This window comes from Komagataeibacter europaeus LMG 18890 (assembly GCF_000285295.1).
Classification (GTDB): domain Bacteria; phylum Pseudomonadota; class Alphaproteobacteria; order Acetobacterales; family Acetobacteraceae; genus Komagataeibacter; species Komagataeibacter europaeus.
In genome coordinates this window covers 13,080-37,364 of the sequence record NZ_CADP01000002.1, presented here as the reverse complement: position 1 = coordinate 37,364, position 24,285 = coordinate 13,080, and the positions used below count along the sequence as shown (strand labels likewise).

Below are 24,285 nucleotides of genomic sequence, written 5' to 3'. Positions count from 1 at the left end.
GCCTAGCCCCTGGCCCGTTCGACCTGCACCACCCCACGGGCGGCGCGCAGCGCCACCATGATGGCGGTCAGGTGCCGCAGGTCCCGTACCTCGATATCAGCAAGGATTTCCATGAATTCAAGCTGGCGGTTGACGATACGCAGGTTGACCAGCACGCCCTCATGCTTGGCGGCGATATTGGTCAGCGTCGCCAGCATGGCCGGTTCGTTGGCGGTCACCACGCTCAGCCGCCCGGTGTAATGGCCGGTGGCGTTGCGCGCGATCAGGTCATAATCCCAATCCAGGTCCATGAACCGCTCGGGGGTTGCGGCAAAACTTTCCAGCGTCTGGCACCCCAGCGTATGCACCGTTATCCCCTTTCCGGTGGAAACGATGCCCACGATCCGGTCACCCGGCAGCGGGTGGCAGCACCCGGCGAAATGCACCGCCATGCCAGCACCCACGCCCGCCAGCGCCATGCCAGCGGCCGGCTTGCGCCGCCCCGCCGCCCCACCGGGGGCGGACATGGGCGCGCGCATGGACAGGCCGGGCACCATGCGCGGCGCACGCGGCGCACGACGCAGTTCGGGATAGGCCGTCTGCACGACTTCACGCGCGGACTGGTTGCCGTTGCCCACCGCCACGTACAGGTCGGGCACCGACTGCATCCGCAGGTCCTTGAGCAGGCTTTCAAGCACCTTTTCCGACCCGTCCACCCCTTCCTGCCGGAAGGCCTTGGCCAGCGCCACGCGACCGCTTTCCAGATGGGCCTCGCGCTGCTGCAGCGCCACATGGCGGCGGATCCGCGCACGCGCCTTGCCCGTGACGACAAAACGTTCCCATGACGGCGAGGGCGTGCCCCCGCGCGCGGTCATGATCTCGACCTGGTCGCCATTCTGCAGTTCATGGCGCAGCGGCATGAGGCGGCCATTGATGCGCGCGCCCACGCAGCTATCGCCCACCTGGCTATGCACGGCATAGGCGAAATCGACCGGCGTCGCCCCGCGCGGCAGCGAAATCAGCTGTCCCTTGGGCGTGAAGCAGAAAACCTGATCCTGATAGAGTTCGAGCTTGGTGTTCTCAAGGAACTCGTCAGGGGCCGCCGAGTCCTCAAGGATGTCGAGCAGGTCCTGCACCCAGCGCAGGCCGGAGACGACGCCCTTCGCCTCCTTGCCCGTCGCGGCATCGGGCAACTGTTTGTACAGCCAGTGCGACGCGACGCCGTTTTCGGCCACGTCGTGCATTTCCGGCGTGCGGATCTGGACCTCGATCTTCTGGTTGCGCGGATGGCGCAGGGTCACGCCGGTATGCAGGCTCTGGTAACCGTTGGCCTTGGGGGTGGAGATATAGTCCTTGAACCGCCCGGCAATGACCGGATAGGCGGCATGCACCGCGCCCAGCGCCACATAACAGGCTTCCCGCGATGGCACGAGAATGCGGAACGCCATGATGTCGGACAGCTGTTCAAAGGCGACATTGCGCCGCTGCATCTTTTCCCAGATGGAATAGGGCGTCTTTTCCCGCCCCGTCACCTCCACGCCTTCCAGCCCGGCCTGCGCGCACAGGGCCTGAAGTTCGCGGCGGATTTCCTCGATAACATCCGCGCCCTGCCCGCGCAGGTAGTTCAGGCGCGCACGGATGGTCGCCATCGCTTCGGGCTCAAGCGCCGCGAACGACAGGTTCTGCAGTTCCACCTTCACCTTGTCCATGCCGATACGGCCGGCAAGGGGGGCGTAGATTTCCATGGTTTCGCGCGCGATGCGCTGCCTGCGGTCCAGACGCTGGACGTAATGCAGCGTGCGCATGTTGTGCAGGCGGTCGGCCAGCTTGACCAGCAGCACGCGGATGTCGCGCGACATCGCCAGCACCAGCTTGCGGAAGTTTTCCGCCTGCTTGGTGCGGTCCGACTGCAGTTCCAGCCGTGTCAGCTTGGTGACGCCATCCACCAGCTCGGCAACGGTATTGCCGAATTCGCTGCGCAGCTGCTGCTGGGTAACGCCCGTATCCTCGATCGTGTCATGCAGCAGCGCCGTGATGATCGAGGCGGTATCAAGATGGAAGCCCGCCAGTATGTTGGCGACGGCCAGCGGATGGGTAATGTAGGGATCGCCGTTATCGCGCGCCTGCCCCGCATGGGCGGCCTTCGCCACGTCAAAGGCGCGGCGGATCAGGTCCGTATCGGCGCCGGGATCATACGCCAGCACGCGACGGATCAGACCGTCGCAGGAAACCGCGCGTTCCCCTGCCCCCCGCGTGGCGGGAAGGGCGGCAGCGTCTGCCGTCACTCCACCCGTGACCGGCACGGGCATGGAGGAAGATGTCGTTTCCGATCTGACCGGGTCAGTCACCTTCCACCCCTTCGTCAGATGTTACCGGCCCCGTCCACTCAGGGCCGCCTCGACCGAGGCCTCTAGTTCTTCAGCCGACATGCCGCCGCCGGAATTGCGCGCCTCTTCCTCGGCCGAGACATCCTGCAGGCCGAAGATGTTTTGCTAGGTCGGGATCAGGTCGACCACTTCCTCATCAGCGGGTTCCGGCTCCGGCGCGCGGGCCAGCGAGCGGACAAGGTCGCTGCGGATCTGGTCCAGACTGACGGTCTGGTCCGCGATCTCACGCAGGGCGACAACGGGGTTCTTGTCGTTGTCGCGGTCAATCGTCATTTCCTCGCCACGCGACAGGGCGCGTGCGCGCTGGGCCGCCAGCAGCACCAGTTCAAAACGATTGGGAACCCGCTCAACGCAGTCCTCGACAGTGACGCGTGCCATCAGGCCTGAACTCCGGTTGTTAATTGGTTGTGTTAATCAGAATTTACCTTATTACGCCCACCCCTGTCCTGATGCAAGCATTTCAGTCCGCCCCCGCGGCCATGGGCGCGATGTCCTGCCCCGCGATAGCGGGCAGGAAGGCGTCGATCCCCCGCCCCGTCACCGGGTCCCGCCAGTCGGGCATGACATCACGCAGCGGCAGCAGCACGAAGGCGCGGCCGGTCGCGCGCGGGTGCGGCACGACGGGATCGGGGCTGGCGCGGACAAGATCGCCCATCGTGATGATGTCAAGATCCAGCGGGCGGGCGGCGTTGGCCACCGTGCGCCTGCGTCCGGCCGCGGCCTCGATTTCATGCAGGCGCGCCAGCAGCCATGCCGGGTCCGCCTGCCCCGACAGGCGCACGACTCCGTTCACATAGGGCGGCTGGTCCGAAGGGGGCACCGGCGCACTTTCATACCAGCGTGAGACCGCCACCACCGACAGGCCCGGCAGGCAGGCCAGCCGATCCACCGCCCACAGGCAGGTCCCGGCCGCAGTTTCACCACTTTCGCGTGGCAGGTTGGCGCCTATGGCGATTGTTATGTCACCAGAAATGGGCGCAGATTGCAGCATTGTCATGTAAAAACAGTGTCCGGGATGGTTGCTGTCGGTTAGTAATCCCCCCATAGGGAACTTCCGGAAAGGATCCGGCTTCTACATATGCAGGGTTCATTTCTGCCAGACAACTTTCACTGCGCTGCAAAATACATGCAACGCAAAATTTGACACGGCTGTGACGTATTCACTTTTTTTGTTTCAGGGACAGACCATAAATGTTTTTTCAATCTCAGGAGCGGCTTTGTCTTTTTATAGACGGCACCAGCCTGTACTCCGCATCCCGCAATCTTGGATTTGAGGTCGATTATCGCAAGCTGCTGCAGTTTTTCCGTTCCAAATCGAATGTACTGCGTGCCTATTACTATTCCGCCGTCCTGGACACCGAGGAGTATTCACCCCTCAAGCCGCTGACAGACTGGCTGGTCTATAATGGCTATACGCTGGTGACCAAGAACGCGCGGGAATTCATCGACCATAACGGCCGCCGCCGCGTACGCGGCAACATGGACGTGGAACTGGCGGTGGACATGATGGAAATGGCCCCGCACATCGACCATGCCGTCCTGTTCAGCGGGGATTCGGATTTCCGCCGCCTGCTGGAATCCATGCAGCGCCAGGGCGTGCGCACCACCGTGGTCGGGTCGATCAAGACCTCGCCGCCACTGATCGGGGACGAACTGCGCCGCCAGGCGGACCAGTTCATTGAACTGGCGGATATCGCGACCCACTTCATGCGCCGCCATATCGAAAACCGGCCACAGCGCAACGCAGCCCCCCCCGTGCGCCATCCCGCCGACCAGATGAGCGAACACGACGAGGACTGAGACAGACCCCACCCCGCCCGCCAGATCATGGCCGGGCGGGGTTTTTTCATCGGGTTCAGCCGTCCAGCTGCAATGCCGTGCGCGTGCGTTCGCGCACCTGCGCGCACAGGGCCGCATCCTGCCCCAGCTTCGTGCCGTAGGAGGGAATCATCTCCCGCAGGCGGGACTCCCACTGCGGCAGGCGGTCGCCAAAGCAGCGCTGCAGCACCGTCAACATGATCGGCGCCGCCGTGGAGGCACCGGGCGATGCGCCCAGCAGGCCCGCGATCGACCCGCCAGCCCCGGTCACCACTTCGGTGCCGAACTGCAGCACGCCGCCGCGCTTTGCATCCTTCTTGATGACCTGCACGCGCTGGCCCGCGGTGATCAGTTCCCAGTCTTCCTTGCGCGCGGTGGGGACAAAGTCGCGCAGCGCCTTCAGGCGATCCTCGCTGGACTGCATGACCTGCTGGATCAGGTATTTGGTCAGCGGCATGTTGTCACGCGCCACCGCCAGCATCGCCCCGATATTGTCCATGCGGATGGAACGCGGCAGGTCCAGCCACGACCCCTGCTTGAGGAACTTGGTCGAGAAACCGGCATACGGGCCGAACAGCAGGCCACGCTGCCCGTCGATCACGCGCGTGTCCAGATGCGGCACCGACATGGGCGGCGCGCCGACCGACGCCTTGCCATACACCTTGGCATGGTGCTGCTGCACCACTTCGGGGTTGGTGCAGCGCAGGAACTGGCCGCTGACGGGAAAACCGCCAATGCCACGGGCCTCGGGTATGCCGCTTTTCTGCAGCAGGTGCAGCGCGCCGCCGCCTGCGCCAATGAACACGAATTTGGCGCGCACCCTGCGCTCGCCCCCGCCATGCATGGCGCGGACGGACACATCCCACCCGTTGCTGCCCGCGAACTTGAGATCTTCCACCTCATGCGCGAGGTTGAGGTCAAAGCCCGGCCTGCCCCGCAGCAGGTCGATCAGGCGATGGGTCAGCGCGCCGAAATTCACATCCGTGCCCGCCGGGTGCCATGTGGCGGCCAGAGGCTGCCCCGGCTTGCGGTCCTGCATGACCAGCGGCATCCACTGGCGCAGCTGCCCTTCATCGGTTGACAGCGACATGCCTGCAAACAGCGGGTGTTCCTGCAGCGCCGCATGACGCCTGCGCAGGAAATCGACATTTTCCGGTCCCCAGACGAAGCTCATGTGCGGAATGGGGTTGAGGAAGTCGCGCGGCGAGGCGATCTGCCCCGATTCCACCAGATAGGACCAGAACTGGCGTGAAACCTGAAAGGCTTCGTTGACGTTCACGGCCTTGGAAATATCCACCACCCCGTCGGGGCGCAGCGGCGTGTAATTCAGTTCGCACAGGGCGGAATGGCCGGTGCCGGCATTGTTCCAGCCATTGGAACTTTCCAGCGCCACGTCATCCAGCCGCCCGAACAGGGCAATGGACAGGCCCGGTTCAAGCTGGCGCAGCAGCGCGCCCAGCGTTGCACTCATGATTCCGCCGCCAATCAGGACCACATCATAGGTGGAAGCGGCAGAGGAGGGATTCGAGGTCATGGCATTCTCCGGATCGGCATCGGAAACCCGCTGCGTGGCTGTTCATCGGCTGGACCGGGCAGCCACCCGGTGGCGCGGGGAACCCGGCCTGATTGCACGTTCATGTCAGTCACCGGCACACGGGGCATGGCCCCACCGGCCGGGCAGTCGTCAGCCCTTTCCTTGCCACCATGTGCGCCAGGGCGGGGCATCATCTCTGCGCGAGGAAGGCAACCCGTATCGGCGCACGCGGCGCCGGACGCCACGGTTCGCGCCGCATCCACCGGCGGGAAAACGCCACCGGCCCGCATGGACAACATCGCGCGAGCGGGCCGCCCTTCCTTACACGCATCACACGGGACCGTCATCCGCATTGATCCATGCTGGCCGCCGGATTCCCGCCGTAACCCTGCCGGATCATGACCGCCGCCACCATGCATGACAGCACGCGCACCGGCACGGGGTCGGCGCGACTGGTCAGGATCACGGGTACGCGCATGCCCATGACAATGCCCGCCGCCTGCGCCTGACCGATGAAGGTCATCTGCTTGGCCAGGATATTCCCGGCTTCCAGATCCGGCACCACCAGTATGTCCGCCTGTCCCGCCACGGGGGAGACCACGCCCTTGCAGCGCGCGGCCTCGGGGCTGACGGCGTTGTCAAGCGCAAGCGGACCGTCCAGCACCGCGCCGGTAATCTGGCCGCGTTCGGCCATCTTGCACAATATGGCCGCATCCAGCGTCGATGGCAGGTCGGGATTGACCATCTCTACTGCCGACAGGACCGCCACCTTTGGCTGCGCGATGCCCAGCATGTGACCAAGATCGATGCTGTTCTGGACAATATCGCGCCGGGCCTCGAGATCGGGGGCGATGTTCACTGCCCCATCCGTCACCAGCAGCACGCGCGGGGCCTGTGGCGCGTCCAGCACATAGACATGGCTCATGCGCCGGGTCGTGCGCAGGCCGCCTTCGTGGTGGCCGAGTTCATGCAGGAAAATGCGCGAATGCAGCGACCCCTTCATCAGGGCCGCAACCGTTCCTTCATGCGCCATGCGCACGCCCACGCGCGCGGCGTCCCCATCGGTCGGCACGTCAACGATCCGGCAGCCCGACAGCGTGATGCCCGCCTCCCCTGCCATCTGGCCAATCCGGTCGGCGGGGCCGATCAGCACCGGCGTGGCCAGGCCCGCATGCGCGATTTCGCACGCCGCCTGCAACGCGGGCACGCTGCAGGGATAGACCACGCCCAGCGCCATGGGCGGGTGGCCGGCAAGGCTTCGTGCAAGGTCGTCAAAAAACTGCAGGCTGCGCATCATGTCTCCTTCCCGTGGCGGACAGGGTATCGGCCCGTGATGCCACAGGACCCCACCACCTTCCGCCATCATCTTTATGCGAGGCATGGCCGCCGCGCGTCATCGGGGCGTGACGTGGTGCATGCTATTGCCCACATTCAGGCATCGGCCCATGGGCCATCGCGCAACAGGCAAGGAGAAGCCGCATGTCCACCACTCCACTGGTCGGTTTTGTCGGATTTGGGGCCATGGCGTCCCGCATGGGGGCCAATCTGGTCAAGGCTGGCTACCGGATCGTGGCCTATACCCCATCTGGCAAGGGGGGCGATGGCAGCACCCGTTTCTTGCCCACCCCGCGCGCGCTGGCGCAGGAAGCCGATATTGTCGTGGCCTGCGTGCCGGATGACGAGGCCCTGGACAAATCCATGAACGGCCCCGACGGCGTGCTGGCAGGCATGAAGTCCGGCGGCCTGCTGGTCAACACCAGCACGGTCGCACCCGAAACCTCCGTCACGCTGGCGCAGGCGGGCCACGCGCACGGCATTACCGTCATCGACGCGCCCGTGGCCGGCAGCACGCCGGAAGCGGAATCGGGCAACCTGATCGTGCTGGCGGGTGGCACGGCGGCCGATATCAGCCGCGCGCAGGGCGTGTTTGACGCCATTGGCCGCCTGACCATCCATGCTGGGCCGCCAGGCAGCGGGTCCAAGCTGAAGCTGGTCATCAACGGCATCATGGGGGCCACACTCGCGGTCGTGGCGGAAGGCGTCACGTACGGGCTGGCATCGGGGCTGGAGCGGGGCATGCTGTTTGACGCGCTGGATGAGGTCCCGGTGATCTCGCCCCACCACAAGCGCAAGCTGAAGGCGGCCAAGGCAGGCGATTTCAGCCCGCAGTTTCCCGCCCGCCTCATGCAGAAGGACATGCGCCTGCTCATGACCGACGCGGCCCGTCACACCGCTCCCCTGCCCGCCATGGCCGCCGCGACCCAGAGCCTGTCGCTGACCCGCCGCCGCCATCCGGATGAGGATTATTCCGCCCTGTTCGCCGTCATGGAAAGCATGGTGGCCAACACGCCCTGAACACCCTGAAAACCAGCAAAAGTTTTTGGCGAAGCTGTTTGCACAAAGCTTCGAAAGAACGCCGCCTTTTTGAAAAAAGGCGGCGCCCGGAAACTCTTGTTATTTTGCCAGCAACTGGCTTTGAAACGATCCCTAGACCCACCCGCGCAGCAGCGCGCCCATGACAGCCAGCCGGTCGCCCACGCCACGGGGGGATGCATCGCCATCGCCCCCCACATGCCCGCGCATGTCGCGCAGGCCAAGGACGGCGGGCAGCCCGGCGGCAAGGGCCGCGCGGGGCAGGCGTGGTCCCTCGCGCACCATCTCCAGCCATTCCCGTCCCTGCTGGCGCAGCCCGTCACGCAGGGTGGCGATCTGGGTAAGCGTGGCCTGCCCGGTTCGCAGGCCATCGCGCGTCAGCCCCACCGCCGCCAGTGCATCCTCGGGTAACGGGCAGCGCCCCGCGCGCAGCACGGCAGGCAGATGGCGCACCAGCGCCCCCACCGCGTAGATCCCGCCCATAAGACGTATGCGCGCCAGTTGCGTGGGGTCGGTGAAGCCTGCCGCCTGCGCCATGGCGACCTGCACGCCGCCCGCGCCATCCAGCATGGATGCCTGCCATGCCGCGCGGTCGGGCAGGCCGTCGAGTTCACATTCGCGTGCCATGATGATGCCGTCCAGCGTCTCGCGCCGCACCCCGCCCCGCGCCATCAGGTCCAGCAGCGCTGCCGCCGTATCGTGGCGCTGTGCATTGCCGCTTTCCAGCACGTCACGCCACCACTGCAGCCGGATCAGCCCCGCCATCTGACCGGCCACCGCCCAGGATGCAGGCGTCGCCACAGCCCGCGTGCATTCATGGTTGAAGGCGATCAGCACCATCGCGGCCATGCGCGCGGCGGACGGCATGAACAGGGCGCAGAAAAAGCGGTCGGGGTCCGCCCGACGCGCATCATGCAGGAACGACACGCCCCCCGTCACCGGAGGAGATGCATCCATCCGCCCCGTCATGGCGTTTGCTCCACAAGGCGTGGCAGGGGCGTGTTCATATGACCGTCACTTGACGCACCCGCTCCACACCCATAGCAATCTTGGTATGGCGGCTTCATGCCGCTCCTTGCAATTCCCAGGAGAATGTTCATGGCTTTCGAATTGCCGTCCCTTCCCTTCGCCTACAATGCCCTTGCCAACCGTGGCATGTGCCAGGAAACGCTGGAACTGCATCATGACAAGCACCATCAGGCCTATGTGACGGCACTGAACGGATTTGTCGAATCCAAGCCTGAACTGCAGGGCAAGTCGCTTGAGGAAATCATCCTCATGGTCAAGGGCAAGCCCGACATGGCGCCCGTGTTCAACAATGCGGGACAGCACTGGAACCACATCCTGTTCTGGCAGAACCTGGCCCCCAAGGGCGGCGAGATCCCCCACGCCCTGTCCAAGAAGCTGGTCGAGGATTTCGGCACCATTGAAAAGTTCAAGGCCGATTTCAAGGCCGCTGCCGCATCGCAGTTCGGCTCCGGCTGGGCATGGCTGGTGCTGGGTTCCGATGGCAAGCTGAAGGTGACCAAGACCGCCAACGGCTCCAACCCGCTGGCCGAAGGCCAGGGCAAGGTACTGCTGGGTCTGGATGTGTGGGAGCACTCCTACTACCTCGACTTCCGCAACCGTCGCCCCGACTACATCACCAACTACCTGGACAAGCTGGCCAACTACGAATTCGCCGAAGCGCAGCTGCAGTCCGCCTGATTGCCTGATTTCAGGCAGTAGACCGAAAAACCCGGCCTTGCGCCGGGTTTTTTGCGTACCGGGTCATGGGTCGTGCCTCACACCCCGGAATGCGCCCGCCCGCCCAACGCCCGCAGCGGGGTGCCGCGCATCAGTTCCACCTCGATCTGTTCCAGCGTCATGCCACGCGTCTCGGGCACGCGCAGCGCCACCATGACCATGAACACCGCATTCAGCCCGGCATATCCCCACAGCACCCGATCCGCCCCAAGGATTTCCAGCCCGGTCAGGAACGTAGCGCTGACCAGCATGTTGGCGATCCAGTTGGCGCAGGTGGAACACGCCATGCCGAATTCACGCCCGCGCAGCGGCAGGATTTCGGCACAGAGCAGCCACGTCAGCGGCCCCGCCGCGAACGCGAACGCCGCGACGAACAGCAGCATGAACACCCCCATGAGCAGCCGCATGCCCGGCATGGGCGGCATGCCACCCGCCACCATGGCCGCCTGGCCCGCCATGGCCAGCGCCATGACGGCAAAACCGCCGATCAGCATGGGCCTGCGCCCGATCCGGTCCACGCAGGTCGTGGCGATACAGGTGGACAGAAGGTTGATGATCCCGATCCCCACCGGCCCCCAGACCTGCACATAATGGCCGTATCCCACCAGCCCGATGATGTAGGGCGCATAATACAGCACGGCGTTGATGCCGGAAAACTGCTGCGCCACCTGCAGCCCCACCGCCAGCCACATGGCGCGGCGGCAGTTCGAATCCTTCATGAAACTGCCAATCCCGTCACGGCGCGCGGCCAGGCGGGCCATGATGGCGTTGCGTTCGGCCATGACCAGCCGGGGCAGGCCACGCAGTTCGATCAGCACGCGGCGGGCGTCACGCTCGCGCCCCTGCGCCAGCAGCCAGCGCGGACTGGGGGGCAGGAACAGAACCCCCATCATGAACACCAGGCCCGGAAAGCCCACGACGCCCAGCATCCACCGCCATCCGCCAAAATAGGAAAACAGCCCGTCGGACACGAACGCCGCCAGCAACCCGCATGAAATCATGAGCTGATAGCCCAGTATCATCGCGCCCCGGCGTCCGGAATCGGCAATTTCGGCGATATAAAGCGGCGTGGCGAACGTGGTCGCCCCGGTCGCCAGTCCCAGCAGCATCCGGGCCAGCATGAGCGTGCGGTAGGACATGGATTCGGCACATAACAGGGGGCCGATCACGAACAGCCCCGCCGTCAGCACTAGCGTGCGCTTGCGCCCGATCCGGTGCGACAGCCATGCCGCCCCCAGCACGCCCATCGCCGCGCCGAGCAGCATGATGCCCACCATGGATTCGCGCTGGAAATCCGACAGGATGAATTCCTGCGTGATCAGGTCCAGCGCGCCGGACATGACACCCGTATCAAGCCCGAACAGGATACCCGACAGCGCCGCAAGACCACCGATCAACCCCGCACGCCCCCGCAGGACCGGCCCATGCCGGATGGTGGGGCCAGTCTCTGCGTCGCCAGGCTGCCTGTGCATCATGCCTACTCCTGATATTACAGTAAGCAACGGCACAATGCGGGGGAAGTTCATCCCCGGCGGCACTCAGGCGGGGATAAAGGGCATCAGCCGTTCTTTGCCGGCTTGTCAGGGGTGGAATCGTTGGCGGGGGTGCCCGCGCTGGTGATGACCGAACCGATGGTGTCACGCAGCACGTTCACCCGCACGCCCGGCGCGATCTCGACTTCGACTTCATTCGATTCCGCCTGTACTTTCTGCACCACGCCAATGATGCCGCCAGCCGTCAGCACCCGGTCGCCCCGGCGCAGGCCGGCAAGCTGGCTGCGCAGCTGCTTCTGCTTGACCTGCTGCGGACGGATCAGCAGAAAATAGAAAATGGCGAACATGGCCACGTACGGCAGCACGGCCATGATGCCGTCGCCACTGAGCAGGCCGCCCCCAGCCGATTGGGCATGGGCGGGTGTGGTCAACAAATCATTGATTATAGAAGGCATTATGATCTTTCCGGCCTAATGAGGAATTGAACGGGTTGCGGGTTTGCCATGCGGACCATAGTTTTCGCCTGTTTCCCGTCAAGGCGTTCGCCTGCCCCGGCTGGCCAACGCGCTCCGGATCGCCTGGTGGCATACGCCATCGCACACAGTCATGCTGGAATCAGGAACGACGATGGACAGCAACGCCCTTCCCCTTCTCGAACGCATCGCCGCCGCCCTTGAGCGGCTGTCGACGCCTGCGCCCTCCCTTGCCGGACTGGACCGGGCGGATGCCTTCATCTGGCATCCCGGCCTTGGCCGCCTGACGGCCGTGCCCCATGTTGCCCATGTGGACATGGCGCTGCTGCAGGGCATCGACCGCCAGCGGCAGATGCTGCTGGACAACACGCTGCATTTCGCGGAAGGCCTGCCCGCCAACAACGCCATGCTGTGGGGCGCGCGCGGCATGGGCAAGTCGTCGCTGGTCAAGGCGGCGCACGCGCAGGCGAACCTGGTGGACGGCAGGCCCGCGGCGCCAGGCAGGGGGCGGCTGGTGCTGGTCGAAATCCAGCGCGAGGACCTGTCCACCCTGCCCGACCTGCTGGCGCTGCTGCGCGAAAGCCCGCGCCGCTTCATCGTCTTCTGCGATGACCTGTCGTTCGAGCGTGAGGACGCGGATTACAAGGCCCTGAAATCGGTGCTGGATGGCGGCATCGCCGGACGGCCCCGGAACGTCCTGTTCTACGCCACATCCAACCGCCGCCACCTGATGCCGCGCGAGATGATCGAGAACGAGAGTTCAACCGCCATCAACACCGCGGAAGCGACAGAGGAAAAGGTCTCGCTGTCCGACCGTTTCGGCCTGTGGATCGGCTTCCACAACTGCGCGCAGGACACCTTCATGGACATGGTCCGTGCTTATGCAAAGGAACGCGGCCTGCCGATCACGGATGCGGACCTGACCCGGCGGGCCAATGCGTGGTCGCTGTCGCGAGGTGGCCGGTCGGGACGGGTCGCGTTCCAGTTCATTGAAGACCTGAGCGCTGAACTTTCCCCCCGACCATGATCCATAACATGGATTGATCCATGTCCTGCCTGCCATGCTGGCCTTACCATCAACCACCATGGCAGCAGGGGGAAGCAGCCGGGAAATGGGGCAGCAATATATTACAAAACATTATGGCGCTGAACCATTTGCCCTGAGGCTAAAAAACATCCTTAATATCGCCATGGCGGCACGATACGGGTCGGACGTGCACTCCCTTCCGGCATGTGACCGGTATCCTGTCCCATGGCACATCCGGCTGCCATGCCCTGTTAACAGTCAAGAGAGACAATGGATCAGTCGTTATCGCCTGACAGCATGCAGTCTTCCGCCCCGGTCACCGGGCGGGACCTGCGCCGAATTCGTGCCAACCCCGATTTCTGGTACCCCGTCGCCTGGTCGCGGGAGCTGAAGCCAGGCAAAACCATAGGAACCCGCTATGCCGGGCAGCCCATCGCCCTTGTCCGCCCCAAGGAAGGCGGAAGCGTGTTCGCGCTGGAAGACCGCTGCGCGCACCGCCAGGTTCCGCTGAGCAAGGGCACCGTCAAGGGCGAATCGGTCCAGTGCTGTTACCATGGCTGGGCCTATGGCCGTTCGGGCCGCTGCATTGACGTGCCCTATCTGGGCAAGGGCAAGCTGCCCAACGGGGTGCGCACCTATCCCGTGCGGGAAGTCGATGGCCTGATCTTCATTTTCCCCGGAGATGCGGCCAAGGCGGAGACAACGCCCTTCCCCCGCCTGGCGGAAGTGGCCAACCCGGCGTACAAGACCCGCCGCTTTGGCCAGCTCGTGCACTGCCACTACAGCTTCATGCATGAGAACCTGATGGATATGAACCACCAGTTCATGCATATGAAGCAGATGGGTCAGATGAAGCCACGCTTCCTGGGGCAGGAACGTGGGCCGGGACTGGTGGAAGCGCGCTACAGCTTCGCGCGCACCAGCGGCAAGCAGCCGATTGGTGAGGCCCTGATCTTTGGCCAGAAGCGCGACAACAGCGAAAAATTCGCCCATCGCGACGTCATGACCATCCGCACGACCTATCCATACCAGACACTGCATATCCAGACGGGTGACAATGCGCCGGTCATGGACCTGTGGATCGCGTACGTGCCGCAGGACGAGGCGGAACTGACCAACCGGGTTTTCGGGCTGCTGTCGATCCGGCGGCCGGGAATTCCGGGAATTCTGGACCTGGCATGGTCGTTCCTGACCGCGTTTACCGAACGGATATTCCGTGAGGATCGCGAAATCGTGGAACTGGAACAGAACGCCTGGTACGAACAGGGCGGCGACCGGAACCAGGAGATCTTCCCGGTCATCTGCAACCTGCGCGAACTGCTGGTGGAATGCGGCCTGCCGGCCGGGCAGGACGCGCCGGCACCAGCCGCCAGGGGCGCCACGCCCGTATGAGCGTACAGGGATCACATGGTCCGGGCACCTTACTGGATGCCGGGGAATACCGCCTGCGTGAAGTCCGCACGTCTGATGCGGGCACCATGCACAGGCTGATCAATGACTGGAGCGTGGTGCGGATGCTCAGCCGCGTTCCGTTCCCCTACTCGCTGGCGCTGACCGAGGACTGGATCGCCGCCACCATCGAACAGTCCCAGCGTGGCGAGGCCTATCATTTCGCCATTACATGCCCGGACTCCGACCAGCCGGATTCGCTGATCGGGTGCATCGGCCTGCGCATCAACAGCGCCGACCGGTCCTGTTCACTGGGGTACTGGGTGGGACGGGCGCACTGGAACCGCAAGGTCGCCACCACCACGGCGGGCAGGCTGGCGCGCTGGGNNNNCCAACCTGCCGGTAGACCGCCTGACGGCATCCGCGGCACACGACAACCATGCCTCCATCGCGGTGCTGAAGCGGATCGGGTTTCGGGAAAACGGGACGGGATCGCAGGAATTCGTCTCACGCGGGGGGGAATATCCCGTCCGCCTGTTCGAAGCACGCCATGCCGACCTGTCGGGGGAAGCCATGGCCGAGGAAATGGCACAGGCGGCAGACAGCACCCGCAAGGTCGTGCTGGTCGCGGCCGTGGCCCTGGTGGATTCGGATACCCGCGTGCTTCTGGCCCGAAGGCCCGAAGGCAAGTCCATGGCGGGCCTGTGGGAATTCCCCGGCGGCAAGGTCGAGGCAGGAGAAACGCCCGAAGAAGCCCTGATCCGTGAACTGGACGAGGAACTGGGGCTGGACGTCGCGCGCTCCTGCCTTGCGCCGTTTACCTTCGTTTCCCACGATTACGGGCATTTTCACCTGCTCATGCCCGTTTATGTCTGCCATCGGTGGAAAAACACGCCTGCCCCGCGCGAAGGGCAGACCATGAAATGGGTAGCGGCCAGCGACCTGCGGGATTATCCCATGCCCGATGCGGACCGTCCCCTGATCCCGCTGCTACAGGACCTGCTGTAAGGGGCTGCCTGAAAAAGCCTGCAAATCATGAAGACGTTCCTGGTGAAGCTTTTTCAAACAGCCTTCAGGAAGACCCTTGGGGCGTGCGCGGGATATGCCCCGCACAGGCGGCGCGATCAGTCCCGTTCCAGCGTCATGCCATGCATGGCGTCGAATTCGGTGGCAGGAAAGGCAACAGGCTCCTGTCCCGGCACATCGACAGACAGACTGAACAGGCTGCCCGCCTGCGGCATCCGCGCCAGACGTTCAGCCGGCGTGTTCTTCCGCGCCGTGGTGATGTAGGCCGTGCGCAGGTCTGGACCGCCAAAGGCCACCTTCGTCACGTTCAGCGCCCCGGGCACGGGAATGGATGGCAGGGCCGTGCCATCGGGTCCGAACCGGGCAATCCGCCCCCCGTTCCACACACCGACCCACAACGTGCCCGCGCTGTCGACCACCACGCCATCGGGATAGCCGTCGCTGATACGTGCGAATACGCGCCGGTTCGACAGGGCGCCATTATCGGCCAGGTCGAATACGTAAATGATCCCGGCGGGGGAATGGTTATGGTACAGCCGCCGCCCATCGGGGGAAATGCCGGGGCCATTCGTGACGATATACCCTTCATCATGGCGCAGCACATCCAGCCCGCCTTTCCTGCGGGTCACGGAATACAGCGCGCCGCTGGGGGTGCTTTCGCCATCATCCATGGTGCCGAACCACAGCCGTCCCTTCGAATCGACACAGCCGTCATTGATCCGGTTGCCCGGCAGGCTAGGTTCAACCGCGACTTCCCTGTGGAATTCACCGCTTGCCGGATTCAGGCCGTACAACCCGTCCTTCAGCCCGCACAGGAGCGTGCCGTCACTGACCGGCGTCACGAAACCGGGGCGCTGTGGTGTGGGCCATGACGCGCGCGCGCCGCTGGCGGGATGGACGCGGTGAATGGCCTGCCCGACGATATCGACAAAATAAAGTGCCTGTTCATGCACGGACCACACGGGGCCTTCGCCCAGTTCCGCCCGGATGTCCCATACACAGTGCAGGTCTGGCATTGCTGCCGTACTCATGGCTTCTCCTTCCGGTAGGCTGGCTGTCGTTATAGGGTGGCGGGAAATGCCCCTACCCACAACCTAGTGGAAACATGCATCATGAACCCCACCGCCTGCCTGCTGGTCATAGGCAATGAGATCCTGTCCGGTCGCACACAGGACGTAAACGTGCAGTATATTGCCCGTCGCCTGTCGGAAACCGGCATTACGTTGAGCGAAGTCCGGATCATACCCGACATCCGCACCGTTATCGTGCGCAACGTGACCGAAGCCCGCGCCGCCTATGACAATGTCTTTACCACCGGCGGCATCGGGCCGACGCATGACGATATCACCTCCGCCTGCGTCGCGGAATCGTTTGGCGTGCCATGGGTCCACCATCCCGGGACGTTCCGCCTGCTTGAAGCCCATTTCACGCCCGCCGAATTCAATGCCGCCCGCCAGCGCATGGCCACGATGCCACAGGGGGCGGTGCCCATCCGCAATTCCGTCTCGGTCGCCCCCGGCTTCACCATGGGCAATGTCCATGTCATGGCGGGCGTGCCACGCATCATGCGTGCGATGTTCGAGGAAGTGCTGCCCACCCTGCCCCACGGCACGCCGGTCGTGTCAGAGGCATGGCATGCCAATGGCCTGTACGAAGGCAGCCTGGCCGCCGGGCTGGAAATGATACAGCAGCGCCATCCCGACATCGACATCGGGTCCTATCCCTACCGCCTTGATGAAAGCAGCCGGGGCGTGTGCCTGTTGTGCAAGGGAACGGACGCGGCAGGCGTAAAGGCGGCATCCAGCGCCGTGCGCGACCTGATCGAACGCCTGGGTTTCACCCCGCAGGCAGGGGAACCGTCAAAGGCCTGATGCCTGCCGTGCGACGGCCCGCGCGCCAGACGGGACGCGTCGGGCAGCGCTGTCTGAAAAACACCATGGGGAATGCCATCTTTTAGAAAAAAGGCGGCACACCTGTCGCGGGTCAGGCGACGGCGTCACGCCCCATGGCCAGGAATTTCTCACGCCGCTGCGCCTTGAGCAGCACGGGATCCTTGGCCTGCAGCCCGGGCAGTTCCGCGGCAATGGCGTCACCCACCGCGCGAATCGCGGCAGCCGGTTCACGCTGCGCGCCACCCAGCGGTTCGGGAATGATCCGGTCGATCAGCCGCAACTGCAGCAGGTCCTGCGCCGTCAGCTTGAGCGCATCCGCCGCCGTGGAGGCCTGCTTGGGATCACGCCACAGGATGGAGGCGCAGGCTTCGGGCGAGATCACGGAATAGATGGCGTGTTCCAGCATCATCACCCGGTCACCGGCCCCCAGCGCCACGGCCCCGCCGGAGCCACCTTCGCCAATGACGGTGGCGATCACCGGCACCGGCACGTTCAGGCAGGTTTCGATGGACCGTGCGATGGCTTCCGCCTGCCCGCGCGCTTCCGCGTCAATGCCCGGCCATGCGCCGGATGTGTCGATAAATGTCAGGACCGGCAGGCCGAATCGCCCGGCCAGCTTCATCAACCGCTGCGCCTTGCGATAGCCTTCGGGCCGGGCCATGCCGAAATTGTGCTTGAGCCGCGTTTCGATCTCGGCCCCGCGTTCGGTCCCGATCACCACCACGGGCGTACCCTTGAACCGGCCGACGCCGCCAATGATGGCCTTGTCATCACCAAACAGGCGATCACCGGCCAGCGGCGCGAATTCGGTAATCAGCGCATTGATGTAGTCAAGCGTATGCGGGCGCTGGGCATGGCGGGCCACCTGCACCTTCTGCCACGGCGTCAACTTGGCATAGGCCGTACGCAACTGCCGGTCGGCTTTTTCGCTCAACCGGGTGATCTCTTCGGCGATGTTGATCCCGTCCGGACCGGACATCCTGCGAAGCTCGTCGATCTTGTTCTCAAGTTCGGCGACCGACTTTTCGAAATCTAGAAACTGGCGCATGCGCTGCCGATAGCACAGCCTGCACGCCAGCCAAACATTTTCACGCAGGGAATCCGCCCTGCCATGCATTTTTGTCTATGTCGCCGCCGCGTCATGCATTGCCGACAGCGGATGATGCTGCGCCACCGCGTCACGCAGACGGTCCAGCATCACGTGGGTATAGATCTGCGTCGTGGCGATATCGGCATGGCCCAGCAGCACCTGCAGCGCCCGCAGGTCCGCCCCGTGGGCCAGCAAGTGCGTGGCGAAGGAATGCCGCAGCACATGGGGCGACAGCCGTTGCGGGTCCAGCCCCGCCCGCAGCGCCACGTCATGCATGATCCGGTCAAAGCCCTGCCGTGTCATGGGCCGGGCCGCCCCCCGGCCGGGGAACAGGTATGGGCTTTTCCGCCCCGCATCCAGGTCCATTAGCGTCCGGGCGGCCGCGCGGGCGCGGGCGGACATGGGGACCATGCGTTCACGCCCGCCCTTGCCGCGCACCAGCATCATGCCCGGCGCCGCATCCAGCGCGCGGCGTGGCAGCGACAGCAGTTCGGATATGCGCAGACCCGACGCATACAGCATCTCCAGCGCCGCCCGCGCCATAAGCAGCCTGCGCCTGCGTGCGGGGGTCGCGTCCCCTTCCGGCTCGCACGCGGCCAGCAGCGTCGTGACCTCGGCTTCCGACAGGAAACGTGGCAGCGGCGTGTCCAAGCGCGGGGCCTCGAGCAGGGCGGCGGGATTGTCGGGCCGCAGCCCTTCACGCGCCAGGAACAGGAAATACTGCTTGAGGCACGACAGCCGGCGCGCCTGCGTGCGCGGGGCCAGCCCCTGCCGCGCAAGCCCGGACAGATAATCGCGCAGGTCGCCCTCCCCCGCATCAAGGGGGGAGATGCCCCGTGCATGCAGGGCCTGCATCATGTCCCCAAGATCGCGGGCATAGGCGCTGATTGTATTCAGCGCCGCGCCGCGCTCGGCCGCCTGCATTTCCAGAAAGGCATCAACCCCGTCCCCGGACATGCGATCCGCCGCTTACTGCGCGGGAGCAGCAGCAGCTACCGGGGCCGCCACCGGGGTCGCCACTGGGGCCAGTGGCGCCACGGGCAGGGGTGCGGGCGTGCCCAGCGCCGCAGGCACCGCCGCCACGGGGGCCGCGAACGTGATATCCCTGTGCACATCCTGCTGCACCAGCGCGGGCGGAAAGGCGCCCAGTGAGAAGAATCCCCCCACCGCACACACAACCAGGACGCCAATCACGGCAATAACAATACGGATCATCCAACCGCTTTCCATATCCAGCATACCCGGTGACACATGACCGGGCCGGTGAAACACTTTCACGCGCATGGCGGGACCCAGGCGCGGACTCTACCGGTTCCATCCTGCTGTATGTTAGGTTGTCCGGCATGTCACGCCAGATTCCCCCCGACCGGCATACGCCGGCCGCCTCATCGCTCGCCATACCGCTTGACCTCAATGCCGTCGGCCCCGCCACGCCACGGCAGCCGGGCAGTGGACGCACCATCGTGCTGGTCGGGCTGATGGGGGCGGGCAAGACGACGATCGGGCGCATCCTCGCCGCACGGCTGGGTGTGCCCTTTGTCGATTCGGATGAGGAAATCGAGCGGGCAGCCGGCTACACCATCGCCGACCTGTTCCAGAAATACGGCGAACCCGAATTCCGCCGCGGCGAACGCCTGGTCATCCGCCGCCTGCTGTCCGGCCCCCCCGTGGTGCTGGCGACGGGCGGGGGGGCATTCATGGATTCCCGCACGCGTGCGGGCGTGCGGGAACATGCGATCTCCATCTGGCTGCGCTGCCCGCTGCCGGTGCTGGTGCAGCGCGTGGCCGACCGCACGCACCGCCCCATGCTGAACGCGACGTCCCCGCATGCGGTGCTGGCGAATCTCATGCAACTGCGCCATCCGGTCTATGCCGAAGCCGATATCATCGTGGATTGTGGAGACGACAACGTGGAACACAGCGCCGACCATGTCATGCAGGCCCTGAAACATAACCGGCAGCCGCTGCGGGTGCCCGTGCGGCTGGACCGCGCCAGCTATGACGTCGTGATCGGCCCCGACGTGATCCGGCGCGCGGGCGCGCTGCTGGCCCCTGTCCTGCCGCAGAAGCGCGTGATGGTCCTGACGGATGAAACCGTCTCCCCCCTGCACCTGCCCCGCCTGCTGGAAGGACTGGAGGAAACCGGGATCCGCACCGAAGTCATCACGATCCCCCCCGGCGAGGGATCAAAGACCATCGGCATGTATGAACACGTGACCAATGCCCTGCTGGAGGCGCATGTCGAACGCGGCACCACGGTCGTGGCCCTTGGCGGCGGCGTGGTGGGGGACCTGGCCGGTTTCTGCGCCGCCACCACGCTGCGTGGCCTGCCCTTCGTGCAGATCCCCACCACATTGCTGTCGCAGGTGGATTCGTCCGTCGGCGGCAAGACCGGCATCAACACCCCGTTTGGCAAGAACCTGCTGGGCGCGTTCCACCAGCCCATCGCGGTCCTGGCCGACACATCCGCCCTGGCGACCCTGCCGGTGCGCGAACTGCGCGCGGGCTATGCCGAAATCGTCAAGTCGGGGCTGCTGGGGGATGCCGGCCTGTTCGACTGGTGCGAACGCCATGGGGCGGACGTGCTGGCGGGCGACCCGGCCATGCAGGCCGAAGCCATCCGCATGGCCTGCGCGTTCAAGGCGCGGGTGGTCGTCGCGGATGAGCGCGAGGAACGCAGGGCCGATGGCCGCGCGCTGCTCAACCTGGGCCATACCTTCGGCCACGCGCTGGAGGCGGAGATGGGCTATAACGGCAGCCTGCTGCATGGGGAGGCCGTGTCCATCGGCCTGCGGCTGGCGTTCATGCTGTCGGTCCGTCTGGGCTACTGTCCAGCGGAAGACCTGGACCGCGTGACCCGTCACCTTGAACGGCTGTCCATGCCCGCGCGGATCAGCGATACGGGGCGGAATTTCTCCGCGACCCAGCTGGTGCGCAACATGCAGCGCGACAAGAAGATGCGCGACGGCCGCCTGTCCTTCGTGCTGGTGCGCGGCATTGGCCGGGCCTTCACCTGCCGTGACGTGCCCGATGATGCCGTGCTGGACGTGCTGCGCGCGGATGGCTGCACGCCCTGATTCCTTACCGATCCATGTGATATTTTTACAACGCCCCTTTCCCGCCAGCCCGCCGGGAAAGGGCGTTTAATATTATCTCAATCTTTGGTCTGCACAACGATCCAGCCATGGACAGGTGCGGGCAGGTTTCCCGGCATTCCCGTTTCAGCTCCTTCCCGCTGGCATTGCGATAATGGCCTCAGGCCAACTGTATCAACATGCATCAGGCCAGTGTGGAACATGCCCCCATCTCCACAAACAAGAAGGCGTCTGATCAAGTATCTTTAAGGACGGGAATATGCGTCTTCGCATGGTATTACTGGCGACTGCACTTGGCGCAGCGCCATTCGCCACCGCAATGGCCACGACGATTACAGGGCCATATGTCGATATCGGTGGCGGGTATGACCTGACCCAGACCCAGCATGCCCATGGCTTTGACAAGAACCAGTACGAAAACAACGCAAATACGGCCGGGTATCTTGATGCAACGGACAACGCCCGCCTGCTGAAGGAAGCCCATTCACGCGAACGCATGGAACATGGCGATGGCTGGACCGGCTTCGCCACGTTCGGCTGGGGGTTCGGCAACGGCCTGCGCGCGGAAATCGAGGGGGATTACAACTGGTCCGCCCTGACCGGCTACAACTCGGTTTCCGGTTCCGCCTATGGCAACAATCATCAGAGCGGCAAGTCCAGCGGCAGCGACCGGTCCTATGGCGGATTCGTCAACGTCCTGTATGACATCGACCTCAAGCGCCTGTTTAACATTGACGTGCCCGTGACACCATTCGTCGGCGTTGGCGCCGGTTACCTGTGGCAGAACGTGGATGCCAGCACATCCGTGACCCGCTACCTGAACGTGCGCCAGAACGGCACGAATGGCAGCTTCGCCTATCAGGGCATCGTCGGCGCGGCCTATGACATCCCCGGTGTGCCCGGCCTGCAGATGACCACCGAATACCGCATGATCGGACAGGTGGAATCCTTCGCCATGGGCAATATCAGCCAGACTGGCGGCGGTGACCGCACGCTGAGCTACGACCATCGCTTCAACCATCAGTTCATCGTCGGCGTCCGCTACGCCTTCAACCACGCGCCACCGCCGCCGCCGCCCGCGCCCGCCGTGGCGCCCCCTGCCCCCAGCGCGGCCCGTACCTATCTCGTATTCTTTGACTGGGATGGCGCGGTCCTGACCGATCGCGCGCGCGGGATCGTGGCGGAAGCGGCGCAGGCTTCCACGCATGTCCAGACGACCCGTATCGAAGTCAACGGCTATACCGACAACACCTCGGCCCACCCCGGACCACGTGGGGAGAAGTATAACCTTGGCCTGTCCATGCGGCGCGCAGACAGCGTGAAGGCTGAACTGATCCGTGACGGCGTACCCGCTGGCGGCATCGACATCCACGGGTATGGCGAAGCCCATCCGCTGGTGGTCACCCAGCCCGATACGCGTGAGCCGCAGAACCGTCGCGTCGAAATCATCCTGCACTGACGACACATACTGCAATAAATTGATAAATAGGCTTTTTTACAAAGGGGCGCACAGGATGCGCCCCTTTCCATATCGAATCGTTCCGATGCATCACAGGCCATGAATCAGCCCTTCCGTTTCCGGCACTGTCCTATGCAAAATAAAGGGGTCTATTATCGGACTTCAAAAAAAACCTTATAAAATCGGGACTTTTTACGGAATACCTCCAAATGCCCTGAAAGATATGTGTGTTTTTCGCCACACCTCGTTGGCATGCGGCATTTTGCCCATTCTCAAGTCGGTCCAGACAGGCTAATCCCGCATCATAGCTTGCGGGTAATCTCAGGCTGCCCTGTCTCGGGGCAAATCCATTGCCCGACCACAAGATAGGGCTCTGCCCTGCAACAACAGAGTTAAGGACTGAAACATGCGTCTTCGCGCAGCGTTACTGGCTACCAGCCTGCTGGCAGCGGCACCGTTCGCCGCCAAAGCCACGACCATCACCGGCCCGTATGTCGATATCGGCGGCGGCTACAACCTGACCCAGACCCAGCACGGGCACTTTGCCGACACGGAAGACGGCCCGGGCCGCGAAAAGCTGGGCCACCGTCATGGCTGGACCGGCTTCGGCGCATTCGGCTGGGGCTTCGGCAACGGTCTGCGTGCTGAAATCGAGGGCGACTACAACTGGTCCGAAATCTACAGCAAGTCCCGTAATGACAAGGGCAGCGACCGCTCCTATGGCGGTTTCGTCAACGTGCTGTATGACATCGACCTGAAGCGTCTGTTCAACATCGACGTGCCCGTCACCCCGTTCGTCGGTGTCGGCGCCGGCTACCTGTGGCAGAACGCACATGACGTGAGCGTGGGCAACAGCCCCGGTCGCAGCCTGAGCGGCACCAAGGGCGGCTTCGCCTACCAGGGCATCGTCGGTGCGGCCTACGACATCCCCGGTGTCCCTGGCCTGCAGATGACCACCGAATACCGCATGATCGGCCAGCCCTCCTCCTTCACCATGGGCAACTACACCGCCAGCGGGCCGGAAGCGTCGGGTCATGCCAGCTTCGACCACCGCTTCAACCACCAGTTCATCGTCGGCGTCCGCTACGCGTTCAACAACGCGCCGCCGCCGCCGCCGCCGGCCCCTGCCGTCGTGCCGCCCGCGCCGACCGCAGCCCGTACCTACCTGGTGTTCTTCGACTGGGACGGCGCAGCCCTTACCGGCCGCTCGCGTGAGATCGTGGCAGAGGCCGCCCAGGCTTCTACCCACGTCCAGACGACCCGCATCGAAGTCAACGGCTACACCGACAACACCTCGGCCCATCCTGGCCCGCGTGGTGAGAAGTACAACCTTGGCCTGTCCATGCGTCGTGCAGACAGCGTGAAGGCTGAACTGATCCGTGACGGCGTGCCCGCCAACGCCATCGACATCCATGGTTATGGTGAAGCGCACCCGCTGGTGCCGACCGGCCCCGACACGCGTGAGCCCCAGAACCGTCGCGTCGAGATCATCCTGCACTAATCA

General features: G+C 64.5%; 20 protein-coding genes and 2 pseudogenes. 10 read left to right on the top strand and 12 right to left on the bottom strand.

The annotated features are described in order from the left end of the window. Positions 1-2: 2 nt before the first annotated feature. The 3 genes and pseudogenes from GEU01_RS01685 to folK all read right to left on the bottom strand — a co-directional run bounded on the left by GEU01_RS01685 (position 3) and on the right by folK (position 3,363). Positions 3-2,288, bottom strand: coding sequence for a RelA/SpoT family protein (locus tag GEU01_RS01685; protein WP_019084688.1), 2,286 nt, complete (start codon positions 2,286-2,288; stop codon positions 3-5). A 60-nt stretch (positions 2,289-2,348) separates the two neighbouring features. Next, positions 2,349-2,744 (bottom strand): annotated as a pseudogene (rpoZ, locus tag GEU01_RS22210) (DNA-directed RNA polymerase subunit omega). An 82-nt stretch (positions 2,745-2,826) separates the two neighbouring features. After that, the gene (gene folK, locus GEU01_RS01675; protein WP_026018408.1) at positions 2,827-3,363 is read right to left on the bottom strand and encodes a 2-amino-4-hydroxy-6-hydroxymethyldihydropteridine diphosphokinase; all 537 of its coding nucleotides are present in this window, start codon (positions 3,361-3,363) and stop codon (positions 2,827-2,829) included. 194 nt (positions 3,364-3,557) lie between these two features. Between folK and GEU01_RS01670 the strand changes: the two genes are divergently transcribed. Further along, a complete protein-coding gene (locus GEU01_RS01670; RefSeq protein WP_010507757.1) occupies positions 3,558-4,166 on the top strand; it encodes a LabA-like NYN domain-containing protein in 609 nt (202 codons plus the stop codon). A gap of 55 nt (positions 4,167-4,221) precedes the next feature. Here GEU01_RS01670 and GEU01_RS01665 read toward each other — a convergent pair whose 3' ends face one another. Both GEU01_RS01665 and GEU01_RS01655 read right to left on the bottom strand, forming a co-directional pair. Continuing rightward, entirely contained in the window at positions 4,222-5,718 is a 1,497-nt protein-coding gene (locus GEU01_RS01665; RefSeq protein ID WP_019084685.1) for a malate:quinone oxidoreductase, read from the bottom strand. A gap of 343 nt (positions 5,719-6,061) precedes the next feature. After that, complete coding sequence (locus GEU01_RS01655; protein ID WP_019084683.1) at positions 6,062-7,015, bottom strand: bifunctional enoyl-CoA hydratase/phosphate acetyltransferase; 954 nt, start codon at positions 7,013-7,015, stop codon at positions 6,062-6,064. A gap of 155 nt (positions 7,016-7,170) precedes the next feature. Here GEU01_RS01655 and GEU01_RS01650 point away from each other — a divergent pair, with 155 nt between their 5' ends. Then, positions 7,171-8,073 carry an NAD(P)-dependent oxidoreductase gene (locus tag GEU01_RS01650; RefSeq protein ID WP_265000850.1) on the top strand — a complete coding sequence of 301 codons (903 nt, stop codon included), beginning with the start codon at positions 7,171-7,173 and terminating at the stop codon, positions 8,071-8,073. Positions 8,074-8,205: 132 nt separating this feature from the next. Here the strand turns inward: GEU01_RS01650 and GEU01_RS01645 are convergent, their stop codons facing one another. Next, positions 8,206-9,060, bottom strand: coding sequence for a squalene/phytoene synthase family protein (locus GEU01_RS01645; protein WP_026018407.1), 855 nt, complete (start codon positions 9,058-9,060; stop codon positions 8,206-8,208). Positions 9,061-9,189: 129 nt separating this feature from the next. Here GEU01_RS01645 and GEU01_RS01640 point away from each other — a divergent pair, with 129 nt between their 5' ends. Further along, positions 9,190-9,798 (top strand): superoxide dismutase, encoded by a 609-nt coding sequence (locus GEU01_RS01640; protein ID WP_025437554.1) that lies wholly within the window; start codon positions 9,190-9,192, stop codon positions 9,796-9,798. A gap of 77 nt (positions 9,799-9,875) precedes the next feature. On the opposite strand, the gene GEU01_RS01635 is transcribed toward GEU01_RS01640, so the two are convergent. Together GEU01_RS01635 and yajC are read right to left on the bottom strand one after the other, a co-directional pair. Then, positions 9,876-11,309 (bottom strand): sugar porter family MFS transporter, encoded by a 1,434-nt coding sequence (locus GEU01_RS01635; protein ID WP_198284433.1) that lies wholly within the window; start codon positions 11,307-11,309, stop codon positions 9,876-9,878. Between the two features lie 86 nt (positions 11,310-11,395). Beyond that, entirely contained in the window at positions 11,396-11,785 is a 390-nt protein-coding gene (yajC, locus tag GEU01_RS01630; RefSeq protein WP_010506956.1) for a preprotein translocase subunit YajC, read from the bottom strand. Between the two features lie 172 nt (positions 11,786-11,957). Here yajC and GEU01_RS01625 point away from each other — a divergent pair, with 172 nt between their 5' ends. The 3 genes and pseudogenes from GEU01_RS01625 (at position 11,958) to mutT (ending at position 15,227) form a co-directional block, all read left to right on the top strand. Further along, the gene (locus GEU01_RS01625) at positions 11,958-12,830 is read left to right on the top strand and encodes an ATP-binding protein (RefSeq protein WP_019084678.1); all 873 of its coding nucleotides are present in this window, start codon (positions 11,958-11,960) and stop codon (positions 12,828-12,830) included. 270 nt (positions 12,831-13,100) lie between these two features. Then, a complete protein-coding gene (locus GEU01_RS01620) occupies positions 13,101-14,222 on the top strand; it encodes an aromatic ring-hydroxylating oxygenase subunit alpha (protein WP_026018405.1) in 1,122 nt (373 codons plus the stop codon). Continuing rightward, positions 14,219-15,227 (top strand): annotated as a pseudogene (mutT, locus tag GEU01_RS26650) (8-oxo-dGTP diphosphatase MutT). Before GEU01_RS01620 ends, mutT begins: the two are co-directional and overlap by 4 nt. 116 nt (positions 15,228-15,343) lie before the next feature. On the opposite strand, the gene GEU01_RS01610 reads toward mutT, so the two are convergent. Beyond that, positions 15,344-16,261: an SMP-30/gluconolactonase/LRE family protein gene (locus tag GEU01_RS01610; protein ID WP_019084673.1), complete on the bottom strand. Its 918-nt coding sequence runs from the start codon at positions 16,259-16,261 to the stop codon at positions 15,344-15,346. Positions 16,262-16,357: 96 nt separating this feature from the next. Here GEU01_RS01610 and GEU01_RS01605 point away from each other — a divergent pair, with 96 nt between their 5' ends. Next, positions 16,358-17,116: a competence/damage-inducible protein A gene (locus GEU01_RS01605; protein ID WP_026018404.1), complete on the top strand. Its 759-nt coding sequence runs from the start codon at positions 16,358-16,360 to the stop codon at positions 17,114-17,116. Positions 17,117-17,228: 112 nt separating this feature from the next. Here GEU01_RS01605 and GEU01_RS01595 read toward each other — a convergent pair whose 3' ends face one another. The 3 genes from GEU01_RS01595 to GEU01_RS22200 all read right to left on the bottom strand — a co-directional run bounded on the left by GEU01_RS01595 (position 17,229) and on the right by GEU01_RS22200 (position 19,442). Beyond that, positions 17,229-18,185, bottom strand: a complete 957-nt coding sequence (locus GEU01_RS01595; protein ID WP_026018403.1) for an acetyl-CoA carboxylase carboxyltransferase subunit alpha — start codon at positions 18,183-18,185, stop codon at positions 17,229-17,231. A 75-nt stretch (positions 18,186-18,260) separates the two neighbouring features. Further along, positions 18,261-19,184, bottom strand: a complete 924-nt coding sequence (locus GEU01_RS01590) for a tyrosine recombinase (protein WP_019084672.1) — start codon at positions 19,182-19,184, stop codon at positions 18,261-18,263. A 12-nt stretch (positions 19,185-19,196) separates the two neighbouring features. Continuing rightward, the gene (locus GEU01_RS22200) at positions 19,197-19,442 is read right to left on the bottom strand and encodes a hypothetical protein (protein ID WP_042710754.1); all 246 of its coding nucleotides are present in this window, start codon (positions 19,440-19,442) and stop codon (positions 19,197-19,199) included. Between the two features lie 128 nt (positions 19,443-19,570). Between GEU01_RS22200 and aroB the strand changes: the two genes are divergently transcribed. From aroB to GEU01_RS01570, 3 genes are all read left to right on the top strand, one after another. After that, positions 19,571-21,304, top strand: a complete 1,734-nt coding sequence (gene aroB, locus GEU01_RS01580) for a 3-dehydroquinate synthase (protein ID WP_019084670.1) — start codon at positions 19,571-19,573, stop codon at positions 21,302-21,304. 277 nt (positions 21,305-21,581) lie between these two features. Beyond that, positions 21,582-22,781: an OmpA family protein gene (locus GEU01_RS01575; RefSeq protein WP_010506976.1), complete on the top strand. Its 1,200-nt coding sequence runs from the start codon at positions 21,582-21,584 to the stop codon at positions 22,779-22,781. A gap of 406 nt (positions 22,782-23,187) precedes the next feature. Next, complete coding sequence (locus GEU01_RS01570; RefSeq protein ID WP_010506977.1) at positions 23,188-24,282, top strand: OmpA family protein; 1,095 nt, start codon at positions 23,188-23,190, stop codon at positions 24,280-24,282. Positions 24,283-24,285: the final 3 nt, after the last annotated feature.

Bases quoted from the DNA above. Each gene is read 5' to 3' on its own strand.
- GEU01_RS01685 (WP_019084688.1), bottom strand. From the start codon at position 2,288: ATGCCCGTGCCGGTCACGGGTGGAGTGACGGCAGACGCTGCCGCCCTT.
- folK (WP_026018408.1), bottom strand. From the start codon at position 3,363: ATGACAATGCTGCAATCTGCGCCCATTTCTGGTGACATAACAATCGCC.
- GEU01_RS01670 (WP_010507757.1), top strand. From the start codon at position 3,558: ATGTTTTTTCAATCTCAGGAGCGGCTTTGTCTTTTTATAGACGGCACC.
- GEU01_RS01665 (WP_019084685.1), bottom strand. From the start codon at position 5,718: ATGACCTCGAATCCCTCCTCTGCCGCTTCCACCTATGATGTGGTCCTG.
- GEU01_RS01655 (WP_019084683.1), bottom strand. From the start codon at position 7,015: ATGATGCGCAGCCTGCAGTTTTTTGACGACCTTGCACGAAGCCTTGCC.
- GEU01_RS01645 (WP_026018407.1), bottom strand. From the start codon at position 9,060: ATGACGGGGCGGATGGATGCATCTCCTCCGGTGACGGGGGGCGTGTCG.
- GEU01_RS01640 (WP_025437554.1), top strand. From the start codon at position 9,190: ATGGCTTTCGAATTGCCGTCCCTTCCCTTCGCCTACAATGCCCTTGCC.
- GEU01_RS01635 (WP_198284433.1), bottom strand. From the start codon at position 11,309: ATGCACAGGCAGCCTGGCGACGCAGAGACTGGCCCCACCATCCGGCAT.
- yajC (WP_010506956.1), bottom strand. From the start codon at position 11,785: ATGCCTTCTATAATCAATGATTTGTTGACCACACCCGCCCATGCCCAA.
- GEU01_RS01625 (WP_019084678.1), top strand. From the start codon at position 11,958: ATGGACAGCAACGCCCTTCCCCTTCTCGAACGCATCGCCGCCGCCCTT.
- GEU01_RS01620 (WP_026018405.1), top strand. From the start codon at position 13,101: ATGGATCAGTCGTTATCGCCTGACAGCATGCAGTCTTCCGCCCCGGTC.
- GEU01_RS01610 (WP_019084673.1), bottom strand. From the start codon at position 16,261: ATGCCAGACCTGCACTGTGTATGGGACATCCGGGCGGAACTGGGCGAA.
- GEU01_RS01605 (WP_026018404.1), top strand. From the start codon at position 16,358: ATGAACCCCACCGCCTGCCTGCTGGTCATAGGCAATGAGATCCTGTCC.
- GEU01_RS01595 (WP_026018403.1), bottom strand. From the start codon at position 18,185: ATGCGCCAGTTTCTAGATTTCGAAAAGTCGGTCGCCGAACTTGAGAAC.
- GEU01_RS01590 (WP_019084672.1), bottom strand. From the start codon at position 19,184: ATGTCCGGGGACGGGGTTGATGCCTTTCTGGAAATGCAGGCGGCCGAG.
- GEU01_RS22200 (WP_042710754.1), bottom strand. From the start codon at position 19,442: ATGATCCGTATTGTTATTGCCGTGATTGGCGTCCTGGTTGTGTGTGCG.
- aroB (WP_019084670.1), top strand. From the start codon at position 19,571: ATGTCACGCCAGATTCCCCCCGACCGGCATACGCCGGCCGCCTCATCG.
- GEU01_RS01575 (WP_010506976.1), top strand. From the start codon at position 21,582: ATGCGTCTTCGCATGGTATTACTGGCGACTGCACTTGGCGCAGCGCCA.
- GEU01_RS01570 (WP_010506977.1), top strand. From the start codon at position 23,188: ATGCGTCTTCGCGCAGCGTTACTGGCTACCAGCCTGCTGGCAGCGGCA.